The organism is Reinekea blandensis MED297 (assembly GCF_000153185.1).
Taxonomy (GTDB): domain Bacteria; phylum Pseudomonadota; class Gammaproteobacteria; order Pseudomonadales; family Natronospirillaceae; genus Reinekea; species Reinekea blandensis.
In genome coordinates, this window is the sequence record NZ_CH724155.1 from 293,194 (window position 1) to 304,438 (window position 11,245).

General features: G+C 53.0%; 12 protein-coding genes. 2 read left to right on the forward strand and 10 right to left on the reverse strand.

Annotated features, from left to right (window positions below; translation table 11 throughout):
- The first annotated feature begins 346 nt into the window (after nt 1–346).
- Nucleotides 347–673: a TetR family transcriptional regulator C-terminal domain-containing protein gene (locus MED297_RS20840; RefSeq protein ID WP_237613471.1), complete on the forward strand. Its 327-nt coding sequence runs from the start codon at nt 347–349 to the stop codon at nt 671–673.
- Between the two features lie 5 nt (nt 674–678).
- On the opposite strand, the gene MED297_RS20845 is transcribed toward MED297_RS20840, so the two are convergent.
- The 10 genes from MED297_RS20845 to MED297_RS20890 form a co-directional block, all read right to left on the reverse strand.
- Complete coding sequence (locus MED297_RS20845) at nt 679–1,392, reverse strand: hypothetical protein (protein ID WP_154651034.1); 714 nt, start codon at nt 1,390–1,392, stop codon at nt 679–681.
- An 85-nt stretch (nt 1,393–1,477) separates the two neighbouring features.
- Entirely contained in the window at nt 1,478–1,891 is a 414-nt protein-coding gene (gene arfB / locus MED297_RS20850; protein ID WP_008048611.1) for an alternative ribosome rescue aminoacyl-tRNA hydrolase ArfB, read from the reverse strand.
- Between the two features lie 72 nt (nt 1,892–1,963).
- Nucleotides 1,964–2,470, reverse strand: coding sequence for a hypothetical protein (locus tag MED297_RS20855; protein ID WP_008048612.1), 507 nt, complete (start codon nt 2,468–2,470; stop codon nt 1,964–1,966).
- Nucleotides 2,467–3,036, reverse strand: a complete 570-nt coding sequence (locus MED297_RS20860) for a nucleotidyltransferase family protein (RefSeq protein ID WP_008048613.1) — start codon at nt 3,034–3,036, stop codon at nt 2,467–2,469. Before MED297_RS20860 ends, MED297_RS20855 begins: the two co-directional genes overlap by 4 nt.
- Nucleotides 3,033–3,512 carry a GNAT family N-acetyltransferase gene (locus MED297_RS20865; RefSeq protein WP_008048614.1) on the reverse strand — a complete coding sequence of 160 codons (480 nt, stop codon included), beginning with the start codon at nt 3,510–3,512 and terminating at the stop codon, nt 3,033–3,035. The genes MED297_RS20860 and MED297_RS20865 overlap by 4 nt, the downstream gene beginning before the upstream one ends.
- Nucleotides 3,513–3,588: 76 nt before the next feature.
- Nucleotides 3,589–5,964 (reverse strand): GH36-type glycosyl hydrolase domain-containing protein, encoded by a 2,376-nt coding sequence (locus tag MED297_RS20870; protein WP_008048615.1) that lies wholly within the window; start codon nt 5,962–5,964, stop codon nt 3,589–3,591.
- A gap of 80 nt (nt 5,965–6,044) precedes the next feature.
- The gene (locus MED297_RS20875; protein WP_008048617.1) at nt 6,045–7,388 is read right to left on the reverse strand and encodes a GH1 family beta-glucosidase; all 1,344 of its coding nucleotides are present in this window, start codon (nt 7,386–7,388) and stop codon (nt 6,045–6,047) included.
- A gap of 65 nt (nt 7,389–7,453) precedes the next feature.
- A complete protein-coding gene (locus tag MED297_RS20880; RefSeq protein WP_008048619.1) occupies nt 7,454–8,308 on the reverse strand; it encodes a carbohydrate ABC transporter permease in 855 nt (284 codons plus the stop codon).
- Nucleotide 8,309: 1 nt separating this feature from the next.
- Nucleotides 8,310–9,296, reverse strand: a complete 987-nt coding sequence (locus MED297_RS20885) for a carbohydrate ABC transporter permease (RefSeq protein WP_008048627.1) — start codon at nt 9,294–9,296, stop codon at nt 8,310–8,312.
- Between the two features lie 146 nt (nt 9,297–9,442).
- Nucleotides 9,443–10,651 (reverse strand): extracellular solute-binding protein, encoded by a 1,209-nt coding sequence (locus MED297_RS20890; RefSeq protein ID WP_008048628.1) that lies wholly within the window; start codon nt 10,649–10,651, stop codon nt 9,443–9,445.
- Between the two features lie 347 nt (nt 10,652–10,998).
- On the opposite strand from MED297_RS20890, the gene MED297_RS20895 reads away from it, so the two are divergent.
- The coding region (locus MED297_RS20895; RefSeq protein WP_008048629.1) for a hypothetical protein at nt 10,999–11,245 on the forward strand (247 nt) is incomplete at its 3' end.

Consider the following 11,245-nt stretch of genomic DNA (forward strand, 5'->3'; position numbering starts at 1 on the left):
CTGCCAACTTAAGGGCGGGAACTCAGTCGTGGTGTCATACAACAAAGATTAAGCTAGCCCACTTTCTACTAAAAATCTGATTTATTGTTGTTACCGGATGTAAATCAGCGAGCTGGGTCACAAAACCTTGTCATGGTCTGAAACCAATGTTATTGAATTTGAACCAACAATCCAGTTTATGGATTTGATAGACGTCGCCTGAACTTAAATCGTATGAGTACTAAGACTAGGGATATGACTCGTCTTTTAGTGGTGTAAGGGCTCTTTCCAAAAAAAGCTCTAAACCTATCAACATGAACTTCATCTGAAAGCTGCTATCGCTCAGGCCGGCGACCCATTGAATGGCTTGAAACAGTTTGTGATCGGTGTGTTGCAGTGTCAGTCCGCAGCGCCCAGCAGCATGTGCATGCTGGTGAAAACCATCGCCGAGCTAACCGAAGACCAGGCGGATCTCTTAGCCGAAGCCAAACGACTATTGAACGTGATGGAAGGTGAGTTTGCTGATGCTATCCGACAGGCTCAGACCCAGGGCCTGATCAATTCCGAACAGGACCCGGTGCGTATGGCTCAGCGGTTACAGGTTCAGTTTATGGGGCTGCGCACTTACATTCGGGCGCATGGGGAAACAGCGCAGGTGGTTGAGTTAGTGGAGGATCTTTTTGAGCATTTGTGAAGGAGTTAGAACGCCTTGCGGTTTTTTAAGTGTGGTCTTGAGGTTCCAACCAGGCGAGCATGTTCTGGGCTTAATCGTGGTCGAGGTTTTCTAATTGGAGCGATGTACTCATCAAATGTTTCTGGAATCTGATTGGAAACAAACTCAAAGTATGAACTGTATTTAGAATCCAAGTTACCATGCCCCGATGCAGCATATTCTCGATTAATTACTTTGGTTGAGAATTCGATCGCTTTATCAGCTTGACCGCTTTGAATGTAGAAGTTGCAAAGTGCTTCACCTGCGATGAATAACGGTTGGTTGGGTCGCTCATGAATATCTTTATAAGCAAGCGATATCAACGAATTAAAAGTAGTTTGATTAACGATGTCATCCACAGCTCCATCAAGTGTCGAAATAATAGTTTCGGCGACGTTTTTCTGTCCAAACTTAATAGTTTGTGCATCTTCAATTTTAGCAATTGGTCCCGTTAATGAAAAAGCGCCCTTTATCATCCATGAGTTTGGTTTTGTCATAGGCTCCCAGATGCCATAGCTGTGGCACATAATGTGATCAGTCAGTGTTGTTTTTAATCTTACGCCACAGACCCCTAGTCGAAACCAAGATGTATAAGAGTGTACGATAACAATACCGTTAATGACGGTCCAAACATAAATCCCCGTGTGGTTCCATCGGGTACCTTTGCACACCTCTTTTAGTTCTTTTTGAAATTCTGTCATGTGAGATTATTTAAATATAGTCATTGTTAAACGGTGAGTCGGTGCAGATCAGGGTCGCGAGCAGGCTCGCTCCTACAAGGGGGACTTACACACGAACCTTTCCACGCAGGGCTTTGGTCTTTCCGCGTTGAGTTTTCTTATCCACATGTTTGCGTTGCGAGTTACGAGAAGGCTTGGTCGGACGGCGGGCTTTTTCGGTTTTAATGGCGTTGAGGATAATCTCCCGCAAACGGTTCAACGCATCTTCCCGATTCTTTTCCTGTGTTCGAAAGGTTTGCGCTTTGATGATTAATACGCCGTCTTTGCTGATGCGGGAATCACTCAGTGCCAGCAGGCGTTCTTTATAAAACTCGGGCAGGCTGGAGTTGGGGATGTCCAAACGCAGATGAATGGCTGAGGAAACTTTGTTGACGTTCTGTCCGCCCGAGCCTTGCGCACGGATGGCGGAGAAGTCGAGGTCGTCGTCGGTCAGGGTAACGTTGTTGGAGAGCTTCAGCATAACGGCAGTGGTTCGAATTCACCGCCAGTGTAGCAGTTTTAGTCTCAAGTCTCAGTGGTCGACGGATTCTGGTTATTGCCCTTTTGCTAATCGACGCAGACGGGCTTTCACCGATGGCGCTTCGTCTTTCATGGCCAGCGTGATAAACGCATCGACCTCGTCCCGGTGTTCCGGGTACCAGCGGGCGATGTGTTCCAGTCCGTGATAGGTCCAAGCGCGAACAAACTTATTTGGGTCCTGCAGTTGATGCGTCAGCCAATGGTATACCGTGAGTTGTTGCAACTTGGGTAACGGCACCCGATGCATGACCTGCAATAAATGAAGGCGGGTTTCCCAATGGTGAGCGGATAACAGAGCTTGATAAAACCGCTTGTGCTGAGCCTTATCGGGCACAGGGCCTTCTTCGACATGGGCTTTCAGTAACCAGCTGGCGCCGCGCTCCGTGTTCGGGCTGGAACAAAGTGTCAGCAGTGTGGCGATGAAATCGACATCGGATCGGTGCGCCTGATAGATCGACTCGACTGCGGCGCGGTCTTTGCCATCCCAGCCTTCGATGAGCGGTTGAAGTGTCGTAGTCACGCGTGCGCCTCCCACGGTACAACGGTGATGTCCGGCCAGCGGTCTTTGAAGCTTGTCGTCATCTGTTCGTAGTTTTGCTGGCTCATGGCGGTGCGGTTGGGCTGAACCAAGCGATTAAACAGGTCGGTCAAACCGAATGGTGCCGCGACGCACCACTCGTCCTGATGTTTTCGAACACCTACGGCAAAGCAAGGCAGCCACATTCTCAGGCCATCCTCGGATGAGGTGAGCGGTGGAATGGTGTTACCGAACTTCTTTGGGTACCAGGTATGAACCTTGGCCTGATTCTTCACATCCACGGGTCGGCTGATCGAGAGGGTTCGAGTGAGATGATCTTCAATGTCCGCTTCAGATTGGGTCGGGTTCTGATCGAAATAAATGATGTCGAAATCTTTCACCTTGTGCAGCGCAGGGTTGCCCGACAGGTGATTCCAAACACACTGCGTTATGGCTCCGCCGGCAAGAAAGGCATCGGGAATGCCCAGCTGTTCAATCGCTTCGAGCACCTGCTGAATCTCTGGAACGGTCACCAAAATGTCGAGCAGTTGAGTGCGATGCTGTGTCATAACGGCATTCGCAACACATGCTGTGGCCCAGCCGCACCGCCATGATACAACTCGCCATCATCGATGAACCCGTTCCGGCAATAGAGTTGATAGGCCGTTGGGTTTTTGCAGTTGACAGTGAGCACCAGTCGTTTCGCGTGCGGGAAATGGGTCTGCATCAGTCGTGGTAAATGCGTCATGGTTTGACGGCCGAAGCCGTTGCCCTGATGTCGATGATCGATGAGGAACGCGCGCAGGCCGACATCGCCAGCGTGCGCAAAGTCGTACTCGTCGGCATAGCCGGTATCGATGTGAAAGAAGCCGACCAGAGTGCCATTGGTTTCCAGTACAAAGGGGTGTCGGGTGGCGCTGTTGGCTGCAAGCAAGTCGGCCATGTGCCCGACAAAAGGGATCTGCTCGTCGTGTACGGCAAGGTTTAGCAGGGCGTCACGGTCGTCCGGCTGATAGGGGCGAACGTTGAATGGGGTCTGGGTCATGGCGTGTTCAGTGTCTGGGTTAACACCATGATGGTGTCCGAAAGGGGGCCTGCGGCGCAAGCCCCACTTTATAAGCTTAACCTGACACCCGATAGTCCAGGCGATAGGTTTGCCCGGCTTGCAGGTCGTTGAGTTCAAATCCATCGACGATTTCATCGTTGCACCGCAAGGTATCGGCGGTCAGACTCCCATCGCGTTTTACGGTCAGTTCAATGTGCGCACCGCGGAAGGTCCGTTTGGCGCTAAAGACCGGCCAGTCTTTCGGCAGGAAGGGCGTCACGCGCACTCCGTTTAGCGTACCGGTCAGTCCCAACAGGTTTTCAACAAACAGTCGATAAGCCCAGGCCACGGTGCCCGTATTAAATAACCGGCTCGATCGGCCGGCCGTCTCCGGAAACTGATGCCAGGCGCCACGAAAATAGTTCGGCACGTAAATCGGTAACTGGCCGCGCCGCAGGAATCGTTCATCGTCGTCGAACGCCCATAAATCGCGGATGACCTGCCAGGCACGTTCATTCTCGCCGGCGGCAAACAGGCCCGCGCTCCAGAACAACGCCGCGTGGTTGTACACCGAGCCGTTTTCGCCGGTGCCGGGAAACTTCTGTGTGACCCGGCCTATATCCTCATGCATGCGAGTGAACGCCGGGGCGCAGAGCATCGGGCCGTGGGGGGTCTGCAGGCGTTCCTGCACACTGGCAATCAGGCGGGGTTGGCGATCCGAACTGGCAACGCCGGCCATCAATGCCCAGGCTTGGGTGTTTAAAAAGATTTGTCCTTCGTCGTCGTCTTTGGTTCCGAATCGCCGGCGTTCATCGGTGATGCCACGGATGAACCAGTCGCCATCCCAGAGGTGTAAGTTGATGATCGTGCTCTGCTCGTTGTACGCCGTGGTATAGGCGTCCGCCTGAGTTTGTCGACCGGTTTGTCGACACAGCTCGGCCCATTGATTCAAAGCCACGGCCAGTGCCTGAGTCAGCCAGCCAGACACACCTATGCCATTCGGGCCGACCATGTTCATAGGGTCGCACCAGTCGCCTTGCTGAATGTAGGACAGGCCCTGTTCGTTGCGGTCGGCCAGGAGCCAGTCCAGGCTTCGATCGACATGCTCAGCGATACTGGCTTCCGACCCGTCCGCAAACGGTAACATCTTGTTCAACAGGCCCGCATCGCCGCTTTCGTTTAAGTACGCCTGCAGGCAGAGAATCACCCAGATGCCATGATCGGTGTGTGGAATGCGATTGATGTAGGTGAGCTCTGTTGCGCCTTCGAGCAGAATGCCGTCGGGCATCTGCCCTGAGGACTGCTGCTGTTGTAACGCGGTGGTTAATGCGGTTCGGGTTTGGTTGGCGTCCAGATACGCCATGCCCATGGCATCCTGCAGGTAGTTGCGCGTTTGCGGGTCGGTCGTTAAACGCTGACTCTGGCCGTGATACATCAGCTGTCGTGGCAACCAGTGATTCAATACGGCATTGAGATTTGTGTCTGGGCTGTCGATACACGTGTTCGAAAGTGTGTCTTTAAGTTGCTGTCGTTGCTGTTCAAGCGGCTGTTCGATCTTGCCTTCGGGCAACAGCTCAGCCAGGCGTTCGGCAATTTCCGTCTCGTGTTCGGCGGGGCCAAACAAAAAGGTCCATTGTTCAGTCGCGCCCGCTTTCAGCGTGGCCTCAAAGTTCATGATGCAGGCCGGACATTCGTAAATAGCGGCCTGGTTATCGAGCGTTCCGGTTTGCAGCGCATCGGGGTTATGCAACCCGCCCTCGCCTTCAAATGCCTGCAGTCGGGCGCTCCAGGATTGCGGTTTTTTATCGGCTGCAAAAAAGGTGAGGTCTTTGAAGTGTTTCTGTTTCGGGTAGTCTTCAAGTTTTTGGTAGGGCGTTACGCAGCGTGCAATCACGGCGTTCAGCTTGGTATCGTAATCACCAGACTGATTCATCCACGAAGCGTAGCCGACCGGGAAGTATGGGGTCAGGCCGATCTGACGTGCATGTGTTGAGTGGTTAGTGACGCTCACGCGCCAGCATTCCACCGGATGGTCATCGGCCAGCGACAACACCAGTGTGACTTCAAGGTCATCTTTGCGCAGGACCCAGCGTAAATCGTTGAGTCCGGGTTCAAAACGAAATTCATCGAGCGGCATCCGGGTGGGTTCGTAAGGCGCCGACCAGAGTGTGTTGGTGTGATGGTCCTTCACATAAAAAAATCGCCCGGCGTGGTGCGCAAAATAAGGGTGTTCGGGTTGCATGAACGTCTTCGCGGCCAGCGTTGGGCCGTGTGCGTATTTAGCTGGACCGGGTTGCATGAACTGGGCCGTGGCATAACCGCGGCAAGTCGCCTGTATCATCATCGCGGCGTTCCACAAAAAGGCGTCGGCGTTTGGCAGTTCGGTTGGGCTGGTCAGCCGGTAGCGTTGGCCGTCTTCAATAAAGGCGCCCAGCGGTTGCTTATCGTTCATCAGGATTCTCTCTTATTGTTGTTTTATAAAAAAAGACCGGCACGCGGCCGGTCAAAACACTCGACTACCCCAAAAGTACGTCAGCGTCGGGACGCGCGGTCCCGTAAAAAAGATTGCCAGGCTTTGCCCGATTGTTTCAGGGTGCGGATCTGCGTGTCGTAATTGACGTGCACAATGCCGAACCGTTTACTGTAGCCAAAGGCCCATTCAAAGTTGTCCATTAAGCTCCAGGCAAAATAGCCTCGGACGTCCGCGCCCTGCTCAATCGTTTCATGCAGTGCTTGCAGGTGCTGTTGAAAATAGTTGGTGCGCAGCGCATCACGAACTTCACCATGATGAATATCGGTATTATCGCAAGCGCCGTTTTCAGTGATCAGAATCGGCGGCAGATTGTCGTAGCGACGCGTCATGGTCAGCAGCAGGTGCGTCAGGCCGTCTGGACGAATCGGCCAGCCGATGTCGGTTTTCGGAACGGTCTGCGCTTTTTCTTCCGGTTTGCCCTGGGCGTCCGGTCCGATCACCCGGGCCGAGTAGTAGTTGACGCCGATGAAGTCGTTTTCCCGGGAAATGATTTCCATGTCTCCCGGCAGCCGGGTGGGCATCGCTTCCGGTGCTTCGTCCCAAACCGCTTGTGGGTACTCACCAGTCATGAGCGGATGCAAAAACCAAAACCCTTCACCGTCGTCAGCGTGGTCCAGCATGTCAACAGGCGTGTTCTCATCCGCCGGCAACGCCGGATTAAAATTCAGCACAATGCCATGTTCGGCATTGGGTGCGTTTCGACGCATCAGTGGCAACGCCAGTCCGTGCGCCAGCAACAGGTGATGTGCAGATTGATATCCCAGACGTTCGTCGGCATAACCGGGGGCATGCGCACCCCAACGGTAACCCACAAAGGACGGGCACAACGGTTCATTAATGGTGGCGTAGGACACGACTTTATCGCCGAAACGTGCGGTCACTTTGTCGGCGTACTCGGCGAAGCGATGCGCGGTTTCCCGGCTGATCCAACCGCCGCGATCTTCCAGATACTGTGGCAAGTCCCAGTGGAAGAGCGTCAGGTATGGCTTAATGCCTCGGGCAATCAGCCCGTCGATCAGACGTTCGTAAAACGCAAAGCCGGCTTCGTTCCACTCGCCCGGGGCCGGTTCAATGCGTGGCCAGGCGACACTGAATCGGTACGCTTCCAGACCGAGATCGACCATCATGTCGAGGTCGGCTTCTAAACGGTTGTAATGGTCGCAGGCCACCGAGCCGTCATCGCCGTTTTCGACTTTCCCGGGTGTGGCACAAAAGCGGTCCCAGATCGACTCACATCGACCGTCCGCGGTGTTCGCGCCTTCGATCTGAAATGAGGCGGTGGCCGCACCGTAGACAAAGTCCGGTGCCAGCATCTTGCTGTTGGCAGGCAGTTTAAACGTCATACAGTTATCTTATGTTTTTCTCGGTGTTGGCTGCGGGCACAACACCCGCAGCGAGAAAACAGCGCTTACTTCACAGCGCCGCTGGTCAGACCGGCAATCATCTGTTTGCTGGCGGTCATATACAGTGCAATCAATGGCAGGATCGAAATAGTCGTTCCCAGCATTACGGCACCCCAAGGCGTGTTCGGTACACCTTGAACACCACGCAACATCTGCGTAATCACCATCTTGTCAGGGCTGTTCAAGACCACGAGTGGCTGCAGGAAGTTGTTCCACAGGAATACGAACTGCACGATGGCCAGCGTTGCCAGACCTGGACGCAGCAGCGGTAACACGATGCTCCAATAGGTGCGCAGTTCGCTGGCGCCATCGAGTTTCGACGCTTCCAACAGATCTTTGGGTACCGATGTGACGGTGTACTGTCGCATCAGAAAGATACCAATCGGCTGAATGGTGAACGGCAGCCAAACGGCCAGGTGGGTGTTCGCCAGTCCGAGCAGGTTGATCACCATGTAGTAAGGGATCAGTGTCAGCACCGGCGGGATCATCATCGACGCAACCATGATACCGAAGATGGCATTACGACCTTTGAACTTATAAATCGCCAATGCGTAACCGGCCATGGAACAGAAGATCAATGAGATCGCCGTACCGACCACAGAGATGGAGAAGCTGTTCATCATCCCGGTCCAGAAATCCATGATTTCCAGCAGATTGCCGTAGTTAGACACCAGCTTATCGCCCAGCGAAAAGTCGATGCCGCCGCCGAACATGGTGGTTCGGTCTTTGGTGGCCAGAATAGCTGACCAGACAAATGGGAAGATCGTAATGAAAGCGAACAACAGCAGAGCAATGTTACGAACGCCGTATCCGATCTTGTGATACAGGTTAACGATAAAAGTGGCTTGAGCGTGTGTCATGTTATTCGTCTCCCAAACCTTGACGACCAAAGAACCAGAAATACAGACCGGTGAAGATGCCGATCACGACAAAGAGAATCCACGAAATCGCTGCGGCGCTGCCCATGTCGAGCCATTCCCAGGCGATCTGGTAGAGGTAGTTCGAAATGGTCTTACCTGCGGTTTGCGCAAACTGGCCACCCACCGTCAGGACGTAAGGTTCATCAAACAGGTTCATGTTACCGATGATGGTTAACGTGACACCGAAGAAGATAAACGGTTTCAGCAATGGCAGAGAGACACGGGTGAATCGTTGCCAGGAGTTAGCGCCGTCAATGGTGGCGGCTTCATACAGGTCCGGGTTGATGGTGGCCAGACCGGCGGTGTAGATCACAATGTTAAAGCCGACATATTTCCACCAGACCACAAAGGAGACGGAGTAACGAATCAGGCTGTTTTCCTGTACCCAGCCCAGCGGTAAGACGTCTTTCAGGCCACCGAAGAGCCAACTGGTCAGGCTGCCGTCGGCCAATTGAGCCAGAACGGCGTTGATGATGCCGCTGTCTTTGGAGTACATCACATAGAAAATCATCGACACCGCAACGGTGGAGGTGATGTACGGCAGAAAGTAAGCAGTCGTGAACCAGTGACGGGCACGGGAACCGAGCATCACCAGCAGGTAAGCCATGGGTAACGCCACCAGGTGCTGAGGCACACCGGACAACACGGCCATGACCAGCGTGTTCCACATGGTCTGCCACAGGGTTGGGTCGGTCAGACCCAGAACGTAGTTTTCAAAACCGACAAACTCCATGGACCCGAGACCTTCGACCGGGTTCCACATATGGAATGAGAGGTACACCATGAAAAACACGGGGAAGATACCAAACACTCCGTAAATAATCAGATAGGGTGACAAAAAGCCGTAGGGTGTGAACTTGTTCAGGAACCGTTGTCGCTTACTGCGATTAGTTTCCTCAAGCTTCGGGCAACGTCGTGGTGGATACATTTTGACTGTTCATAACAGTTCCTGCTCACAGATTAATAAGCCAGATCATGGCAGTACAACGAAGGGGTAATGCAGCCCCGGCCGTAGCCGGGCCTGCTGGATCTGTCACATCCATGTGACGACAAATAACACGAAGTTTTTACAGATTAACGAACGCGACGCTTGATTTGACGTTCAGCATCAGCCAGAGCTTTCTCAATGCTGACACCGTCGTTCAGGACTTTGTCGAGAGCAACGTTAACCAGGTCTTCGGCTACCAGGTCACCTTTCATTGGAGTGACCGGAATGATGTTTTCAGCAATTTCAGCAAACATCAGACGAGCTTTCTGACCACGCAGGTATTCGATTGGTTCTTCGAATGCTGGGTCGTCATAAGTGCCAGTGTGCGCAGGGAATGCGGCGATGTTCTCGAAGCCAGCCATCTGGATGTCTTCAGAGATCATGTACTCGATCAGGTCCCAAGCGGCTTCTGGGTTGCTGGCTTGCTTAGGAATGGCCAGGTAAGAACCGCCCCAAGTACCGTAGATGCCGGATGGCAGGTGAGATACACCCCACAGTCCGCTGTTGTCCGGAGCAATCCAGTTTTTCAGGTGGCCCAGCAACCAGGCACCAGACATCTGAGTCGCGAATTTACCTTCACGGAAACCGGCGTACCAGTCTTCAGTCCACTCACTGATGTTACCGTCGAGGCCTTCTTCACGGATGGTTTTTGCCAGTTCGAATGCACGAACGAAACGCTCAGAGGTGACCAGAGACTCACCGTCAGCGTCGAAGTACAGACCTTCGCCTTCACCAACGTTGAAGCGGTAGTAAGCGTTGGCAACGGCACTGGCGTTACCGATCAGCAGGATGTCTTTTTCTTTCAGTTCACGACCGTAGTCGATGTACGTATCCCAATCAGTCATGACTTCGTTGAGGTCATAACCCATGTCTTCCATGTAGTCACGACGGAAGTAGATCACGCCTGGACCCAAGTCGACAGGAACAGCGTATTGCTTGCCGTCATTGCCTTTACCAGCCGCTACCGCGTAGTCCGCGTAGTTGTCGGCCATTGGTCCGAACTGGCTGCTCAGGTCAACAAAACCACCAGCATTGACGAACGAACCAACAAAGCCCACGTCGATCAGGACTACGTCGCCCGCGCCGCTGCCGGTCGCCAGGTTGGTTTTCAGTTTGGTGTGGTGGTCGCCATGGTTGTTTTTCAACATGGTGACGTTGTGTTCAGTCAGACCGCCCTTAATGGCTTCGATCTGGGTGTCATAGTCCGGGAAGCCGTCGATGCGGATGTCGGCTGCAAAAGTCGTTGCCGCCATCAGCGACAGGGCTGCAACCCCGGCTTTGAGTTGAGTTTTCATAGAGATTTCTCCGTCTTGTTGTTGTTATCGCATTTGCGTTCAACCGATCGGACTCTGGTATGGCTGTTTAATACCGATTCCGAGCGAGTCAGTTGTTGGCCGAAACAGCCTGTAACCGATTACAGGAAAGCGTAATTTTTCCCCTGCAATGTGTCAACTTAAAATCGTGCAATGAAATTGATCGAAATCATCTGCCCATGGCACCGTTTAGGGCTTTCCCTTTGTTTTCAATAACTTAACAAAGGCTGTTTTACCTGCTTAAAAAATAGGCATTGACAAAGTTGATCTGAAAACGGTTACAATTTGTCGCAGAACAACAATAACATCAATCGCGTGAGACCAGTGCTATGAAACAACTGAAACTCTTGCTATGCCTGCTTCTTGGCGGTACTTCGGCGTTTGCTGAGTCCGAAATCCGGGTGCTTGAATTCTTCTCCAATCCTGTTCCAGGTTGGAATAAAAACCGCCTTGAAGGGGCCATCCTACAAGATAATCGTGGTTTTCGCATCGTTGATGTGACGCCCGATGCCGCCCCCTTTGATGACGCCGAAAGCTTTAAAGTCGACAGCCCCATTACCCTGCCCTATGGCCGCA

Bases quoted from the DNA above. Each gene is read 5' to 3' on its own strand.
- MED297_RS20885 (WP_008048627.1), bottom strand. From the start codon at position 9,296: ATGTATCCACCACGACGTTGCCCGAAGCTTGAGGAAACTAATCGCAGT.
- MED297_RS20865 (WP_008048614.1), bottom strand. From the start codon at position 3,512: ATGACCCAGACCCCATTCAACGTTCGCCCCTATCAGCCGGACGACCGT.
- MED297_RS20880 (WP_008048619.1), bottom strand. From the start codon at position 8,308: ATGACACACGCTCAAGCCACTTTTATCGTTAACCTGTATCACAAGATC.
- MED297_RS20870 (WP_008048615.1), bottom strand. From the start codon at position 5,964: ATGAACGATAAGCAACCGCTGGGCGCCTTTATTGAAGACGGCCAACGC.
- MED297_RS20845 (WP_154651034.1), bottom strand. From the start codon at position 1,392: ATGACAGAATTTCAAAAAGAACTAAAAGAGGTGTGCAAAGGTACCCGA.
- MED297_RS20890 (WP_008048628.1), bottom strand. From the start codon at position 10,651: ATGAAAACTCAACTCAAAGCCGGGGTTGCAGCCCTGTCGCTGATGGCG.
- MED297_RS20860 (WP_008048613.1), bottom strand. From the start codon at position 3,036: ATGACACAGCATCGCACTCAACTGCTCGACATTTTGGTGACCGTTCCA.
- arfB (WP_008048611.1), bottom strand. From the start codon at position 1,891: ATGCTGAAGCTCTCCAACAACGTTACCCTGACCGACGACGACCTCGAC.
- MED297_RS20875 (WP_008048617.1), bottom strand. From the start codon at position 7,388: ATGACGTTTAAACTGCCTGCCAACAGCAAGATGCTGGCACCGGACTTT.